Source organism: Flavobacterium gillisiae (assembly GCF_900107635.1).
Lineage (GTDB): Bacteria > Bacteroidota > Bacteroidia > Flavobacteriales > Flavobacteriaceae > Flavobacterium > Flavobacterium gillisiae.
The window spans coordinates 775621-791727 of record NZ_FNRD01000001.1 but is presented as its reverse complement, the minus strand read 5'-3'; the positions used below and the strand labels follow the sequence as shown (position 1 = coordinate 791727).

The 16107-nt window shown below is 35.2% G+C and carries 13 protein-coding genes, 3 tRNA genes and 1 rRNA gene; 6 read left to right on the top strand and 11 right to left on the bottom strand.

From position 1 onward, the window contains the following. The 6 genes from BLV35_RS03540 to proS form a co-directional block, all read right to left on the bottom strand. Positions 1-296, bottom strand: a 16S ribosomal RNA gene (locus BLV35_RS03540); the annotation flags it as partial. Between the two features lie 1611 nt (positions 297-1907). Next, positions 1908-2159: a 30S ribosomal protein S20 gene (gene rpsT / locus BLV35_RS03535; RefSeq protein WP_073207384.1), complete on the bottom strand. Its 252-nt coding sequence runs from the start codon at positions 2157-2159 to the stop codon at positions 1908-1910. Positions 2160-2196: 37 nt separating this feature from the next. After that, a tRNA-Glu gene (locus BLV35_RS03530) sits at positions 2197-2268 on the bottom strand. 40 nt (positions 2269-2308) lie between these two features. Then, positions 2309-2380 (bottom strand) — tRNA-Glu (locus BLV35_RS03525). A gap of 45 nt (positions 2381-2425) precedes the next feature. Further along, positions 2426-2497: transfer RNA gene (locus tag BLV35_RS03520), tRNA-Glu, on the bottom strand. Between the two features lie 78 nt (positions 2498-2575). Next, complete coding sequence (proS, locus tag BLV35_RS03515; RefSeq protein ID WP_091084765.1) at positions 2576-4054, bottom strand: proline--tRNA ligase; 1479 nt, start codon at positions 4052-4054, stop codon at positions 2576-2578. A gap of 101 nt (positions 4055-4155) precedes the next feature. Between proS and BLV35_RS03510 the strand changes: the two genes are divergently transcribed. From BLV35_RS03510 to BLV35_RS03490, 5 genes are all read left to right on the top strand, one after another. Continuing rightward, the gene (locus tag BLV35_RS03510) at positions 4156-5163 is read left to right on the top strand and encodes a hypothetical protein (RefSeq protein WP_091084763.1); all 1008 of its coding nucleotides are present in this window, start codon (positions 4156-4158) and stop codon (positions 5161-5163) included. Positions 5164-5213: 50 nt separating this feature from the next. Next, positions 5214-6716, top strand: coding sequence for an OmpP1/FadL family transporter (locus tag BLV35_RS03505; RefSeq protein WP_091084762.1), 1503 nt, complete (start codon positions 5214-5216; stop codon positions 6714-6716). A 227-nt stretch (positions 6717-6943) separates the two neighbouring features. Further along, on the top strand, positions 6944-8257 hold the full coding sequence (rimO, locus tag BLV35_RS03500; RefSeq protein ID WP_091084760.1) for a 30S ribosomal protein S12 methylthiotransferase RimO: 1314 nt from the start codon (positions 6944-6946) through the stop codon (positions 8255-8257). A gap of 58 nt (positions 8258-8315) precedes the next feature. Beyond that, positions 8316-8780: a hypothetical protein gene (locus BLV35_RS03495; protein ID WP_091084759.1), complete on the top strand. Its 465-nt coding sequence runs from the start codon at positions 8316-8318 to the stop codon at positions 8778-8780. A gap of 41 nt (positions 8781-8821) precedes the next feature. After that, on the top strand, positions 8822-9724 hold the full coding sequence (locus tag BLV35_RS03490; protein ID WP_091084757.1) for an N-acetylmuramoyl-L-alanine amidase: 903 nt from the start codon (positions 8822-8824) through the stop codon (positions 9722-9724). A gap of 167 nt (positions 9725-9891) precedes the next feature. On the opposite strand, the gene BLV35_RS03485 is transcribed toward BLV35_RS03490, so the two are convergent. Further along, positions 9892-10893 (bottom strand): outer membrane beta-barrel protein, encoded by a 1002-nt coding sequence (locus tag BLV35_RS03485; protein WP_091084756.1) that lies wholly within the window; start codon positions 10891-10893, stop codon positions 9892-9894. Positions 10894-11398: 505 nt separating this feature from the next. Between BLV35_RS03485 and BLV35_RS03480 the strand changes: the two genes are divergently transcribed. Beyond that, the gene (locus BLV35_RS03480) at positions 11399-11656 is read left to right on the top strand and encodes a hypothetical protein (RefSeq protein WP_091084754.1); all 258 of its coding nucleotides are present in this window, start codon (positions 11399-11401) and stop codon (positions 11654-11656) included. A gap of 149 nt (positions 11657-11805) precedes the next feature. Here BLV35_RS03480 and BLV35_RS03475 read toward each other — a convergent pair whose 3' ends face one another. From BLV35_RS03475 to mnmA, 4 genes are all read right to left on the bottom strand, one after another. Further along, positions 11806-12216, bottom strand: coding sequence for a hypothetical protein (locus BLV35_RS03475; RefSeq protein ID WP_091084753.1), 411 nt, complete (start codon positions 12214-12216; stop codon positions 11806-11808). An 11-nt stretch (positions 12217-12227) separates the two neighbouring features. Next, the gene (locus BLV35_RS03470; protein ID WP_091084751.1) at positions 12228-13172 is read right to left on the bottom strand and encodes an NAD(P)H-dependent flavin oxidoreductase; all 945 of its coding nucleotides are present in this window, start codon (positions 13170-13172) and stop codon (positions 12228-12230) included. 15 nt (positions 13173-13187) lie between these two features. Continuing rightward, positions 13188-14801 (bottom strand): S8 family peptidase, encoded by a 1614-nt coding sequence (locus BLV35_RS03465; RefSeq protein WP_091084750.1) that lies wholly within the window; start codon positions 14799-14801, stop codon positions 13188-13190. Positions 14802-14915: 114 nt separating this feature from the next. Further along, entirely contained in the window at positions 14916-16103 is a 1188-nt protein-coding gene (gene mnmA, locus BLV35_RS03460) for a tRNA 2-thiouridine(34) synthase MnmA (RefSeq protein ID WP_091084748.1), read from the bottom strand. Positions 16104-16107 lie beyond the last annotated feature (4 nt).

Sequence of the window (16107 nt, the reverse complement as noted above, 5' to 3'; positions counted from 1 at the left end):
CTCTCAGGACCCCTACCCATCGTAGCCTTGGTATGCCGTTACCATACCAACTAGCTAATGGGACGCATGCTCATCTTTCACCGATAAATCTTTAAATACATCTTGATGCCAAGTCGTATTACTATGAGGTATTAATCCAAATTTCTCTGGGCTATCCCTCTGTGAAAGGTAGATTGCATACGCGTTACGCACCCGTGCGCCGGTCTCAAAGAAGCAAGCTTCTTCTACCCCTCGACTTGCATGTGTTAAGCCTGCCGCTAGCGTTCATCCTGAGCCAGGATCAAACTCTTCATCGTATATTATGCGAATCAAATTGCTTTGATTCTATTTATGTTTGACTGAAGGTCTAGTGGTTTTTTCAAATCTCTCGATTCTATTACTCTTTATTCTTTTGTTCTAACATCTCTGTTAAAACGGCTGTCAATTCAATATGTCTAGGAACGTGTTCTTATCTTTTTTCAACCTCGTTAATCACTTTTCGTGTTTCTCGAAGCGGGTGCAAAAGTACAACTTCTTTTCTTTCTCGCAAGAAAAATTTAAAGTTTTTTTTGAAGATTTATATCCTCATTTCTTTATATTTTCTTACCAGTCTTTCAACGAACTTTGCATGTTTTGCGGGGTGCAAAAGTAATAAGCAAAATCAAATCTCACAAGCTTTTTTTGATTTATTTTTAGAAATAAATTCTAATCCTAAACCTCTTAATCACTTGACAATCTTTTAATGAACTTATTCGCTCTTGCGGGTGCAAAAGTAGACCCTTTATACCGTTATTCAATACTTTTAATTGACTATTTTTTGTGCTTTCCTCAACCTTGGGTTTAACTCGCTGGAAATACGCGTACTGAAGACGAAAAAAAAATCCTCACCCCCGCCCTCTCCGAAGGAGAGGGAGACTTTGCAGAAGTGGTTTGTGGAGTTTCTATGTAAATGCAGTGATTTTGCAGTTGCTTTGCAGTAATATATTAGGAATAATAACTGTGCTTTTGAACCGATATAAAGGACCGTATAGGTGTCTTTGTATTCAATAACCACTAATCCTTCATTCTTTAGTCGTGTTTTTCATTACTAAATTAAAACCAGATACTTCTAACCTACTTTTGTTTGCGTTAGGGATAGTAGTGGAAAGCCCACAGTCTCGTCTCGTCTTTTTGGACGAGACGAGACGAGGACTTGTAACGGATAGCCCGACCCATTATAAAAAAAGAGGCTACTCCTTTATATATAGGTATAGCCTCTTTTTTTATAATAGGGAACGCCCAAATAGAATAGTAGTCCTGACGAGTTGCTTTGACCCATCAAACTCTAGCGATACTATATTAATAGAATTAGCAACGCTAAAAAAACAAATGCAAATTGTAATTCCGATTAATAATGAAATATACCCCCAATTAAAACATAGCGCCACATAATCAACATAGTACTTTTTAGCACTTAGCTAAATTATTCCGTAATATTTCTGAAGCGATCTAACCACTAATTAAACTACCCTACAACAATCCATGAAGAATTAACCAGGACGAATCACAGACTAGCGTACATTCCTTTGACAATAAAAACAACATGACCTCTGTAAAATCTCTAAACGAGACAATAAAAACTTTTAGACCTCAATTTAGAAGAGTTAGAAACATTAGTTTACTCCTTTTTAAAATAACTAATAGTATTCTTAATTTCTACCACTCCAAAGCTTCTGAGCTCAATCAATTCTTAAATGCAAAAATAAAAGCATTCACAAATAAACATGAAGCAGTTAGAAAAGTACATTCCTCCTATTTAAATTAACTAACCACCTACTTAGCCCCAACTTTTGCACCTGATCCCCAATTTCTTAATCTTAACTATAAAAAAACGCATAAAAAAAGCCCCTCAAGGAGGAGCTTTTTTTATGATATATAAAATGTAATAATTACAATTTAGCTACGTGCTTCGTTAATTTAGATTTTAAATTAGACGCTTTGTTATCATGAATGATATTCTTTTTAGCTAATTTATCAATCATAGAGATTACATTTGACAACTTAGATGTAGCATCCACCTTATCAGTTGCTATTCTTAATGCTTTGATTGCATTACGAGTAGTTTTATGTTGGTATCTGTTTAATACTCTTCTCTTTTCGTTACTTCTGATTCTCTTTAGAGCTGACTTATGATTTGCCATTTTATTATTTTTTTTCTTTTACTATTCTATTTTTTTGTAGTCCGTAAGGGAATCGAACCCCTGTTACCAAGACGAAATCTTGGCGTCCTAACCCCTAGACGAACGGACCATTATCCTCCTAAGTTTTTTTTCAATCTAAATTGAAATTGTAGTCCGTGGGGGAATCGAACCCCCCTTTCCTGGATGAAAACCAGAGATCCTAACCGATAGATGAACGGACCATTTCCTTTTAAAGTTCAGGAATACTTTTAGCAAAACAAAAATTGTAGTCCGTGGGGGAATCGAACCCCCCTTTCCTGGATGAAAACCAGAGATCCTAACCGATAGATGAACGGACCGTGCTTCTGTATTGCGGATGCAAAAATACAACTATTTTTTAGACGCACAATAGCAGAGGCAAAAAAATTTCATTTTTTTTAATACGCCTTTGCAAACAGCACCCTCCTAACAGAAGAATTGCCAGTGAGAATACAGCTTCCCGCCTCTTCTACACCATCCAAAGGAATACATCTTATAGTAGCTTTCGTGAGATCCTTGATTTTCTCTTCAGTGGCTGCTGTCCCATCCCAATGTGCTGATACAAAACCACCTTTGTCATTTAAAACCGCTTTAAACTCCTCAAAACTGTTCACTTCCGTTATATGCGTATCTCTATAATTTAATGCTTTATTAAATAAATCTGCCTGAATTTCTTCTAACAAATCGCTAATATAAGTCGCAATTCCGTTTTTAGGCTTCACTTCTTTTGTCAAAGTATCTCTTCGCGCCACTTCAAAAGTTCCATTTTCTAAATCTTTCGGTCCGACAGCAATTCGGATTGGCACTCCTTTCAGTTCCCATTCTGCAAATTTAAATCCAGGTTTCTGAGTAGTTCTATCATCGTATTTCACCGAAACATGAAGTTTCTTCAACTCTGAGACTAAAACATTGACTTCAGTAGTAATTTCGGCTAACTGCTCATCGCTTTTATGTATTGGCACAATCACAACTTGTATAGGCGCTAAATTAGGAGGCAAAACCAATCCTTTATCATCAGAGTGAGTCATTACTAATGCTCCCATCAATCGTGTTGAAACCCCCCATGAAGTCCCCCATACATATTCTTGTTTCCCTTCGGCATTTGCAAACTTAACATCAAAGGCTTTTGCAAAATTTTGGCCTAAGAAATGCGAAGTACCTGCTTGTAATGCTTTTCCGTCTTGCATTAATGCTTCAATACAATAGGTCTCTTCTGCTCCAGCAAAACGCTCTGTTTCTGTTTTTAATCCTTTTATAACAGGTATAGCCATGAAATTTTCAGCAAACTCAGCATATACGTTCATCATTTTCTCCGATTCTTCAATCGCCTCACTTCTTGTAGCATGTGCCGTATGCCCTTCTTGCCACAAAAACTCAGCAGTTCTCAAGAACAATCGAGTTCTCATTTCCCAACGAACGACATTAGCCCATTGATTGATTAACAAAGGTAAATCTCTATACGATTGCACCCATCCTTTGTAAGTAGACCAAATAATTGCTTCACTTGTAGGTCGAACAATAAGCTCTTCTTCTAATTTAGCGTTAGGATCTACCATTAGCTTACCTGGTTTGTCAGGATCGTTCTTTAATCTGTAATGCGTTACGATTGCACACTCTTTTGCAAATCCTTCTGCATTCTTCTCTTCTGCCTCAAACATGCTTTTAGGAACAAATAAAGGAAAATAGGCGTTTTGATGACCCGTTTCTTTAAACATTCGATCCAACTCTGCTTGCATTTTTTCCCAAATGGCATACCCGTATGGTTTGATCACCATACAGCCTCTAACTCCTGAATTTTCAGCTAAATCAGCTTTGACAACCAGTTCGTTATACCATTTTGAATAATCTTCTGATCTTGTAGTAAGGTTCTTACTCATATTGAATAGTTTGGCACAAATTTTGCATTATTTTATTTAACTAAATAGTTCCGCAAAACTAACTATTTTTGCAATGTGCAACAATAAAAAACCATACAGATATGAAAACTAATATTTATCCATCCAAATCACTACTACTTTCCATCTCAATTTTCATTGTTCTCTTGATGGTTTCGTGTGGCTCTTATCAAAATAGCTCATACTACGAAAGAGACGGGATTTATGGGAATAATGAGGTTCGAAATGTAGAACGAGAATCGAATGCGAATCCAAACAACTACTATCAAGATTATTTCTCTTCACTTCAAGACGACAATCAGTCTGATGAAATTTTCACTGACATAGATAATTACAACAATAGTTATAATGATAATAATCAATCGAATGATGATTCTTACGCAGGCTGGGGAAATAACGCAACGCAAACTTCTATAAATTTAAACTCTTATAATTCTGGGTTTTCATTTGGTTTGGGGTATGGCTATTCCTCTTTCGGATGGGGGTACCCTAATTATGGGTGGGATTATCCATATTACGGTTATTCGAATTTTGGCTGGAATTATCCAAATTATGGTTTTTCAAATTTTGGATGGAATTACCCTTATTATGGATGGGGATATTCTAATTACTATGGCTGGAATTCTCCCTTTTACAATTACGGATACTCTAATTATGGTTACGGGAACTATTCTGGAAATTATTATAACAACCGTAACTACTCTAATAATCCAAGCAGAAGAGGTTCGTCCTATTCAAATTCTGTAAATACAAATAGAAGTTATAATACAACTTCAAGAACTTATTCACAGGACAGGAGCAATACTAATAGAAGTTCTAATAATATAGATTTTAGAAGAAACTCAAATACTGACAGAACAAACGGTAACTTCAATAGACGTAATACAAATCAAAACAACAATTATAGTACTCCTAGCAGAAGCAGAACAAACACAAATAGTTCTAGAAGCGAAAGTACAGCTCCAACCAGAACATATACTCCTTCATCAAATAGCTCAAGAAACGAAAGCTACTCTCCTAGCAGATCTAGTTCGTCAAGTTCTAGTAGTGGTAGATCATCTGGAGGAAGCTCAAGACGAGGTGGGCGTTAAGACATAACAATCCTTAGAATTTTATATTAAAAAATTTATTTCCAAAAAAAATGAAAAAATATTTATTTGTATTAATCGCAGGTTTTACATTTAGTGCAGCACAATCACAAGAGATTACTGACGCTTTGCGTTACTCTCAAGATAACCTAATCGGAACAGCTCGATTTAGAGCTATGGGAGGTGCATTTGGCGCTCTTGGTGGCGACCTATCTTCTTTAAATGTTAACCCCGCTGGATCGGCAGTTTTCATCAATAACCAAGTCACTGTCACCTTAAGTAATAATGACATTAAAAATAACTCCAACTATTTTGGAACAACAACTACTGACAACAGCAATTCCTTTGATTTAAATCAAGCAGGAGGCGTCTTTGTTTTCAAAAATCAAAATCCAACCAGCAACTGGAAAAAGTTCTCAGTGGGCGTGAATTATGAAAATACCAATAATTTTAATAATTCGCTTTTCTCAGCAGGTACAAATCCAAACAATTCTGTTGACAGCTATTTTTTGAGCTTTGCCAATGGCGTTCCGTTAAATACTCTTGAAAATTCAAGCTACGGTAGTTTAAATAATGGTGCACAACAAGCCTTTTTAGCCTACAATGCTTATATTATTGATCCAGTAAATAATGATTCAAACAATACTGCCTACAATTCAAATGTACCCGGAAGCGGAAACTACTACCAAGAAAATACCATCAGTAGTCAAGGATACAATGGAAAACTTACCTTTAATGCTGCAACCTCCTATAAGGACAAACTATATATAGGTGTAAACTTGAACTCTCATTTTACTGATTTTAGAAAATACAGTAGTTTCTACGAAGACAATAACGCTCCCTTGACTTCAGATTATACCATTTCTAAATTGCGTTTTGACAATGACTTATACACTTACGGGACAGGATTTTCTTTTCAACTAGGTGCGATTGCCAAAGTTACAAATGAAATGCGTTTAGGTTTAGCATATGAATCTTCGACATGGTATCACTTGAGTGATGAACTATCTCAAAAACTGGTTTCTGTAAGCAGTAGCTCAACTGGAGATGACATCAATGATATAGCAGATCCAAGAATCACTAATACTTATGCACCATACAAGTTACAGACACCCAGTAAGCTTACAGGGAGTTTTGCCTATGTTTTTGGAACAACAGGCTTAATAAGTATTGATTATGCTATAAAAGACTACAGTAAAACTAAATTCAAACCTGAGAGCGACTCCTATTATAATGGCTTGAACAACTACATGAGCAATACGCTTGATAATACTGGAGAACTAAGAATAGGTGCCGAGTATAAAATTGAAAAATTGAGTTTAAGAGCAGGATACCGATTTGAGCAAAGTCCTTATAAAAATAAAACAACTGTAGGCGACTTAACCGGATATTCTGGAGGTTTAGGTTACAACTTTGGTTCTACTAAAGTTGATTTATCTTACGCTTACGCAAAAAGAGATACGCAACAAGGTTTTTTCTTTCAAGGATTAACGGATGGAGCGACTATCAATACCATTACAAATAATGTAGCATTAACATTATTATTCGAACTGTAATTCACGCTCAAAAAAGCACTTAAAACCGTCTTATTCTTATTTTAGGAAGGCGGTTTTTTTTTAGCCCTGATAGAAGCGGCATCCCACACTGACATTGCGAGGGACGAAGCAATCAGAGTGGATATAGCATATAGCAGGAATAGCTCCATAAATAAACGCTAAAAGAAAGTCAAACAAAGTTCTGTTTGAATAAAAAACCGTAATTTTGCACTCCAATTTACAAATATATGAGAACCAAGTCATTAAAAAAGAATAAAATCAACGTGATCACTCTAGGGTGTTCTAAAAACATATACGACAGCGAAGTGCTGATGGGTCAACTACGTGCAAACGGAAAGGATGTTGCGCATGAAGCTCCTGCTGCCGAAGAAGGAAACATTATTGTTATTAATACCTGTGGATTTATTGACAATGCAAAGGCAGAATCAGTAAACATGATTTTAGAATATGCAGATAAAAAAGAAAAAGGGTTAGTTGACAAGGTTTTTGTTACTGGATGTTTATCAGAACGTTACAGACCGGATTTAGAAAAAGAAATACCTAATGTAGACCAATATTTTGGGACAACTGAATTGCCTGCATTATTGAAAGCTTTAGGCGCTGATTATAAACATGAGCTATTGGGAGAACGGTTAACAACTACTCCAAAAAATTATGCTTATCTAAAAATTGCCGAAGGTTGCGACAGACCATGTAGTTTTTGTGCTATCCCAATTATGCGAGGAAAACACGTATCGCAAACTATTGAGAAACTAGTCAAAGAAGCCGAAGGATTAGCAAGAGATGGTGTAAAAGAGTTAATCTTAATTGCACAAGATTTAACTTACTATGGTCTTGATATTTACAAAAAACGTAATCTTGGAGAATTGCTAGAAGCATTAGTAAAAGTTGAAGGAATCGAATGGATCCGTTTACACTATGCCTTCCCTACTGGCTTCCCTATGGATGTTTTGGAAATCATGAAACGCGAGCCTAAGATTTGTAATTATATTGATATTCCGTTGCAACATATTTCAGATTCCATCTTGAAATCAATGCGTCGCGGAACAACTCAAGAGAAAACAACGAAACTATTAAAAGATTTCCGTGCAGCAGTTCCAGAAATGGCTATTCGTACGACTTTAATAGTAGGATATCCAGGAGAAACACAGGAAGATTTCAATATATTAAAAGACTGGGTTCAGGAAATGAAATTTGACAGAATGGGTTGTTTTGCCTATTCTCATGAAGAGAACACGCATGCTTACTTATTAGAAGATGATGTTCCTGCTGACGTAAAACAAGACCGTGCCAACGAAATAATGGAATTACAATCTCAAATTTCATGGGACTTAAACCAATTAAAACTAGGCAAAACATTCAAATGTATTATCGATAGAAAAGAAGGCAGTCATTTTGTAGGAAGAACTGAATTTGATAGCCCAGATGTAGATAACGAAGTACTTATCGACGCATCAAAACATTATTTAAAAACAGGAGACTTTGCAATGATAAAAATCATTGAAGCCACTGAATTTGATTTGTACGGAGAACCTGCTTAGTTTTTTTTTCCCAATCATCAACTAACATTATTTGACAACCATTTTTTAAAAAACAACCATGAAAACAATTCAAATCTTATTCGTTTTGGCACTTATGTTATTGTCCATAGATACTGCTTCTGCACAATATGGAAACAACGGTTATAGTAACGGAGGCGGTGGAGGTGGATACGGTAGAAATAACCGAATGAACCAAATGCCACAGGGCCCAAGCCAAGACAAACCCAAAGAAATCCCTGTCGAGGTAACTGTTGGGAAGATAATGGAAAAATTAAAACCTGAACTTAATCTTGATGTTCTGCAAGAAATTGCAATTTCCAACGTTTTGATAGAAAGTATCAGATCACAGGGTATTTTATTAAAAGCGGAGACAGCTCAAGAACAAAAAATAAAAGAAATTCAAGCACTTTCTGAAACCACAGACAGAAAAATCAATGATTTTTTAAATGAGGATCAAAAGGTAAAATACAAAGCATTAAACGAAGAAAGTAATACCAAAAAAAAATCAAGAAGAAATAGATAATTATTCTTCCAACCCCAAAAGTACTTTTACCCTTTTATAGTATGCAAAAATATTTTTACTCCCTAATTGTTGTTGTCGCTCTTGCTTCATGTTCTACTAATCCTTACAAGGCGAGCGAAAAAGAATATGACACTAAACTCAAAACCTTTAAGGAAACGATTTCGAATAAAGAGCCTGAGCCGTTACCAGTCGTTTCAAAAACGACAATTAGCATAGACAATGTCTATACAAAACAATTGTATACTTTTAAGGATACTATATCCAAAATGGGATCAACTGCTTTAGACAACGGAATACGCACTGAATGGATTGGGACCGTAAATTTCAATTTACGAAAACCTAATTATATTATCATTCATCACACGGCACAAGACTCTATTCAACAAACGATAAAAACGTTTACTGTAACCAGAACTCAAGTAAGCGCACATTATGTGATTGCAGATGATGGTAGCGTAGTGCAAATGTTGAATGACTATTTGCGTGCATGGCATGCAGGAAGAGGTTCTTGGGGTAAAGACACAGACATCAACTCATCCTCTATAGGGATTGAACTTGACAATAATGGAACAGAGGCTTTTTCTGAAGCACAAATTACCACCTTGATGGCTCTTTTGAGTAAATTAAAAAAAGAGTATAATATTCCAACTCAAAATATCATAGGCCATTCAGACATTGCTCCTACTCGTAAAAATGATCCTAGCGCTCTATTCCCCTGGAACATATTGGCAGAAAATGGATTTGGCGTATGGAAAAATGACATCTTAGAAACAGCCCCGCTTGATTTCAATCCGGAACAAGGACTCCGAATCATAGGATATGACACAAAAAATCTTTCCGCGGCAATTAAAGCATTTAAGCTTCATTTTATCCAAACGGAAGTAGATTCAATTTTAAATCAAAATACTATCAATACAATTTACTCAATCTATAAGAAACAGTAAAACGATATTCTAAACACATCTTAAAACAGTTCTTTGACAACTCAAAGCACTGTTTTTTTTTATACCAAAATCTCAACTATACCTACTCTATTTAAGTTGGCTCAATAAAAAACTGCCAACATACACATTAAAGTATATTGGCAGTCAAAAAAAAAAAAATTATAAATCTAGAATCCGTATACCATTGCTACAGCAAATTGTGATGCAGACTTCGTAGCAGCTCCGCTAGACTTTTCAAAAATTTCTTCAGAACCACTATCTAATCTAAACTCAGGAATAAAAGTTAAGCCACCCGCTTTTAAATTAGCTGAAAATGTTAATGCAGTTACTGAATCATCACCAGAACCTTCTTTATATTTAAAATACTCACCACGTAAACCTAAACTAAATTTCTCCGTTACATCTACTGCAGGATACAAAGCTACACCTGTATAACCCACTTTACCATCATTAGAGAAATCAGCAGCATTTAAACCTAGTTTGAATTTATCCGTAAGTTGGAAAGAAGCAGTTAAGTCAACAATAGTTCCACTAACAGAACCATCCATAAAGTTAAGATAAGCATTTACTCCTTCAGTTGGGGCAAAAGATAACTGAGCTCCAAATGCATTTAAACCTTTAATTGGATCTGCTTTATACATGTTCCAAGTGTCATTAAAAGCACCTACCATCAAACCTACTTTATCAGAAATCGCATAATTTGCTTTAATTCCTGCATTTTGGAATGGTCCATTAGTAAATAAGTATGACGTAGAGTAGTGAAAGTTAGCTACTGGAGAAATTACTTCATACCCTATAAATGTACCCATGAAACCAGCTGTAAAGCTCAATTTTTCTGTAGCAGCATAAGTTGCATATAAATTTTGAATGTGGAATGAATTTTCATCAACTCCATCTCCATTTAATATTGACTGATATTGACCTCTTGGACCAAAAGAAACCTCACCTACAAACGATGCTTTACCTGTTGTTTTTTTCAAAGTAATATCAAGCATCCCTAAAGAAACTGAATTTTGATCAGTTGCAAAACTAGTTCCTATGTTTTCTTTCTTAGCGAAATCATATTTATAGTACACATCTCCAGAACCTGAAATTTCTAGTGGAGTATCCTGAGCTAATACTATGTTCCCTGTCAGCGCTAAAGCTAAAATTAAAATTACTTTTTTCATCATCAATTTGTTTTGGTTATTTATTATTCTGGTTATTTACTACTCGTTTACTGCTTGTTTTTCGCTTTCTCTTGGGACGAATTTATTAACTTTTATTCTACTTAAATAAATATATAATGACTTTTTGATTTGATTTCGAAAGAATTATCGATTACAAAAAATCACTTCCAAAAAACAAGAAATACATATTTTTGCTATTATAAAAATATTATATTCATAATCCGTTTTCTACAACACACCCCTACTTTTTAAATAGTAGCTAAGCAAAAACCACACTTTTTTACAATTAAAACCAAGAAAAAACTACCAAAAAAACAAATAACCCTGCTAAAATACAGGTAAAAATAAAATCACGTGTTTTTAAATCGTGGTAAAAACAATCGTATTTAGCAATAATTCTAAAACGGCAGACTTGAAAATTTCATTCTTTTACGCTAAAATCGAAGCAAAACTGAAGCGTGCTTGAATTTAAGAATCTCAACTCGACTCTTAAAATAAAACAACCATGAAGGGAATTATCTTGACCAATTCTTCCATGACTTTCTATGCTTCTATAAGTACAATAAAATTGAAGTGGTTTCTTTTTGAAGATTTACATACTAAACTTGAATTCAGTTTAGGAATCTTAATAGATACCGTTCAATATTTAAAAATCCATAAAGTTCGTTTTAAAATAGAGCTTATATTTTTATTTTTCGAATTCCGAAAATACTATTTCACTAATAGTACTGCCAACATTCTGAAGAAAACGCTAAGTCAATAGTAATGTAAAAAAACTACGAACGGAAAAAGCGACTGAGAATAGAGTTTCCTCTATTCTCAGTCGCTTATCTAATAAATTTTGCTGCTGCAGTTGTACTTTATTTAAAATACCCATAATAGTCTACAGCCACAATTATAATCTCTTTAACACTATAAATTAAAAATATTATAAACAATAATCCTGTTTCCGTAATTAATATACAATTGCTTTCTATTATCCTGGTGTTTCCTGGTTATTATAGAAAGAGTACAATCATCTCCATTATTATCCTTACAACTAAAGGAGTAGACAACATCTGTGTCATTTTCCTCCGTTGGCTGATACTCTACGATTTCAAACAACTGAATAACTTCGGAGTAAATAACAATTCTACTTTTATTGGTATCCAAAGAAACTACAACATTTACCAATTGTAAGTCAGACCATTTTCCCCATTTCCCTCTTTCGTTTTTTTCCAAAACACTCACGCCAGAAGTTTTGAATTTGTAATTCTGACTGTAAGTCTGCTGCAATCCTATTCCTAAGAATAACAACACTATATATAATTTAATTTTGGTCATTATTTCAATAATTAAAAATCAAGATCTACTACTTCTTTCCTTGCCGTATTATAATCTGCCATCATTTCTAAAATGATTCCCTCTGCCGATTTTACTTCATGTATCAAACCTGCAATTTGGCCAATCTCCAACTCTCCTTCAATTAAATCTCCTTCAAACATCCCTCGTTTAGCCCTTGCTCTACCTAATAATGTTACTAATTCATCCTTTGTTGGACATTTCTCATATAAATTTTGAACATCCTGAAAAAATTTATTTTTTATTAGTCGAACAGGAGCCAGCTCTTTTAATGTAAGTTGGGTATCTCCTTCTTTAGTCTCAATAATCGTATTCTTAAAATTTTCATGTGCCGATGATTCCATCGATGCCGCAAACCTACTCCCCACCTGAACAGCATCTGCACCCAATACCATTGCGGCAAGCATACCTCGTCCGTTTGCAATTCCTCCTGCTGCAATAACAGGAATTTCTATTTGCTCTTTTACCATCGGAATGAGTGTAAAAGTAGTAGTTTCATCTCTTCCGTTATGACCACCAGCCTCAAAACCCTCAGCAACTATAGCATCAACACCCGCATTTTGCGCTTTTAATGCAAATACAGTACTACTCACCACATGCACTACTGTGATACCGTTTTCTTTTAAATACGGAGTCCATGTTTTTGGATTTCCTGCCGATGTAAAAACAATCTTCACACCTTCTTCGACAATAATTTTCATAATTTCTTCAATGTTGGGATACAACATAGGAACATTCACTCCAAAAGGTTTCGAGGTTTCTTTTTTACATTTCTGAATGTGCTCACGCAATACTTCCGGATACATCGATCCCGCACCTATCAATCCTAATCCACCTGCATTACTTACTGCACTGGCGAGTTTATGCCCACTTACCCATATCATTCCTGCTTGGATAATTGGATATTTGATATTAAAAAGTTTTGTAATTCTATTCATTTAGTAGGTTGGGGATTACTGTTTTATTATTTTTCCGCTTTTTGAAAAAGCCTCTGATTCAATTTTATAAATATAAATTCCGTTGCTTAATGCTTGTAATGAAAAAGTATCTACTGGACTGGTTACTTGACGTTCTAAAACTTTCTGTCCTAATATGGTATAAAAACCAACTGTTCCTTTATTAAAACTTTCCGGAAATTGAACGGAAATATAATCAGAAGTTGGATTTGGATAAGCCACAAAATAATTTTTGTTAAGATTCTTTAAAGAAAGCGTTGATTTTAAAGCCGCACTAAAATCCGGGATACCGTAACCATATTGAGCTGTCGGCGCAGTATACCTATCGGCAGATTGAATAATTAACGCTCTGATTTCTTTATTTGTTTTCGTGGGGAATGCCTGCCAAAAAGAAGCAACCATGCCAGCCATGATAGGGCCCGAAAAAGAAGTTCCATTAGCCGTTACAATATCACCATATTGATTTGATAAAACTGCGGATACACCTTGCGCCATTACATCCGGTTTTACTCTTCCGTCATAAGATGGCCCAATTGAACTGAAAGAAGCTCTTGTTTCTGATGAATTAACAGCGCCAATTGCAAGTACAGATACCGCATCGGCCGGCGCTCCAATATGAGGGTTAGAATTACCACCTTCATTTCCTGCAGATGCAACAACAATCATTCCTCTACTAAAAGCAATTTCAGCACCTCTAGATATAAAAGCTGTAATTCCATTCATGTCATTATACGTATGATTGTAAGCGGAATTATCGAACTCGAAATAACCCAAAGACGTATTAATAATATCTACTCCTAAACTATCTGCTTTTTCAGCTGCCTCAACCCAAAGTGATTCCTCAACGGGGCTCTCGCTTCTAACATCTTCCGTAATAAACAAATAGTAAGAAGCATCTGGAGCAGTTCCTACCAATTTAGTCTCGGTATAACCTCCCATTGTTGAAAGAACTGATGTCCCGTGAGAGTCTGAATTGTATACATCTGAGTCTCTTAGTACAAAATTATAACCTCCCAAAATTTGATTGTTATCTCTCAATCTCTGAAAAGGCTGAGTTGTATTTACACCTAAGAAACCTGCATCCATTATAGCGATAATCTTTCCTGTACCAGTATAATTTTGTTTATGCAATAGGTCGCCGTTAAGCATCCTAATTTGATTATCTGACGAACCGTAAGAATAGTCTATTTTAGTCTTTCTTGTCCTACCTTGTTCTTTTTGCTTAAATACCTTCGCCGTTTTACCTGCTTGATTCAAGGTTTTATTAGCGAAATCCACTTTATCGACAAAAGCGAATCCTTTTAAAGAATTTATCAAGGCTTGAGTCCCTCGAACATGAATCGCATTCATCCATTTTGATTTTGCCATAACAGTAATCCCTGCTACGGATTTCACCTGACTTATATAAGTGGCATCGATAGGAACATCTTTAAGGTCAATTGCTATATTCTGATTAGTTCTTCTTTCCAAAGCTCGTTGAGACAGCATCTTTAAAGGCGAATCAAAATATGACTGTGAATTGGATTTGGCATTGAAATAAACCCATGCATCTTCCTGAGAAAAAGCTACTGTAGTAATGGATAATAATAAGAATAGAAAAAACTTTTTCATAGTCAACTTTTACATTCGACAAAACGATACGATCCAATAATCAACTCCTAAATTAAAATGAATGAGTCGAATGAAAAGGTATATTGCAATTTATTTTATAAATAAAGTACTAATCTAAGAAATAACTCCCGAACCAACTAATTCATCCTCTATATACCAGGCAACAAACTGTCCTTCTGTAATAGCTGATTGTGGCTCGCGGAAAGAAACGTACATTCCGTTTTCAAATTGATGTAAAGTGGCTGCTTGCAACGGTTGTCTGTAGCGTATTCTTGCCATAACTTCCATTTCTTCGCCATTATCCAAAGTCATATCCGTACGAATCCAGTGTACTTCTGATTTTTCTATAAATAAGCCTTTTCTAAACAATCCTGGATGTTGACTACTCAAACCCGTATAAATTGTATTAGTCTCTACATTAGTGGCGATAATAAACAATGGATCTTTATTTCCTCCCACATTCAGTCCTTTTCGTTGGCCAATCGTGAAATAATGAGCGCCTTGATGTTTCCCTACTATTTTCCCCATCTCTGGAGTATATGCTATTTTATTCGAAGCCAATGCCAATACTTTTTCAGTAGACAATCCTTCTTGCTCTTCGATGGTATATACCGCATCGTCTTTTTCAATTTGAATAATTGATCCTTCTTTTGGCTGCAATTTTTGTTGCAAGAATTCAGGTAAACGCACTTTACCTATGAAACACAAGCCTTGAGAATCTTTCTTTTCGGCAGTTACCAATTCCATTTCAGCAGCAATTTCACGCACCTCAGGTTTTGTTAACTCACCTATAGGAAACAAAGATTTTGACAATTGTTCTTGTGATAATTGACAAAGAAAATAAGACTGGTCTTTATTATTATCAGCACCTGCAAGTAATTGATACATCGTTTCACCATTAACTTCGATTTCACTTTTTTTGCAATAATGACCTGTAGCTACATAATCTGCGCCCAAGCTTAAAGCAATTTTCATAAAAACGTCAAATTTTATTTCGCGGTTACAAAGCACGTCAGGGTTTGGAGTTCGTCCTTTTTCATATTCATTGAACATGTAATCAACGATTTTCTCTTTATACTCTTCACTTAAGTCTACCGTTTGAAAAGGAATCCCCAATTTTTCAGCAACTAATAATGCATCATTACTGTCTTCTAACCAAGGACAATCATTTGATATAGTAACAGAATCGTCATGCCAATTTTTCATAAAAAGACCTATCACTTCATATCCTTGTTGTTGCAACAAATATGCGGCAACACTTGAATCCACACCTCCAGAAAGTCCTACTACAACTCGCTTCATTTTA

Excerpts from the sequence above, each read along its gene's own strand:
- BLV35_RS03510 (WP_091084763.1), top strand. The coding sequence starts at position 4,156 with ATGAAAACTAATATTTATCCATCCAAATCACTACTACTTTCCATCTCA.
- rpsT (WP_073207384.1), bottom strand. The coding sequence starts at position 2,159 with ATGGCAAATCATAAGTCAGCTCTAAAGAGAATCAGAAGTAACGAAAAG.
- BLV35_RS03480 (WP_091084754.1), top strand. The coding sequence starts at position 11,399 with ATGAAGGGAATTATCTTGACCAATTCTTCCATGACTTTCTATGCTTCT.
- BLV35_RS03485 (WP_091084756.1), bottom strand. The coding sequence starts at position 10,893 with ATGAAAAAAGTAATTTTAATTTTAGCTTTAGCGCTGACAGGGAACATA.
- BLV35_RS03470 (WP_091084751.1), bottom strand. The coding sequence starts at position 13,172 with ATGAATAGAATTACAAAACTTTTTAATATCAAATATCCAATTATCCAA.
- BLV35_RS03495 (WP_091084759.1), top strand. The coding sequence starts at position 8,316 with ATGAAAACAATTCAAATCTTATTCGTTTTGGCACTTATGTTATTGTCC.
- BLV35_RS03505 (WP_091084762.1), top strand. The coding sequence starts at position 5,214 with ATGAAAAAATATTTATTTGTATTAATCGCAGGTTTTACATTTAGTGCA.
- rimO (WP_091084760.1), top strand. The coding sequence starts at position 6,944 with ATGAGAACCAAGTCATTAAAAAAGAATAAAATCAACGTGATCACTCTA.
- BLV35_RS03465 (WP_091084750.1), bottom strand. The coding sequence starts at position 14,801 with ATGAAAAAGTTTTTTCTATTCTTATTATTATCCATTACTACAGTAGCT.
- proS (WP_091084765.1), bottom strand. The coding sequence starts at position 4,054 with ATGAGTAAGAACCTTACTACAAGATCAGAAGATTATTCAAAATGGTAT.
- BLV35_RS03475 (WP_091084753.1), bottom strand. The coding sequence starts at position 12,216 with ATGACCAAAATTAAATTATATATAGTGTTGTTATTCTTAGGAATAGGA.
- mnmA (WP_091084748.1), bottom strand. The coding sequence starts at position 16,103 with ATGAAGCGAGTTGTAGTAGGACTTTCTGGAGGTGTGGATTCAAGTGTT.
- BLV35_RS03490 (WP_091084757.1), top strand. The coding sequence starts at position 8,822 with ATGCAAAAATATTTTTACTCCCTAATTGTTGTTGTCGCTCTTGCTTCA.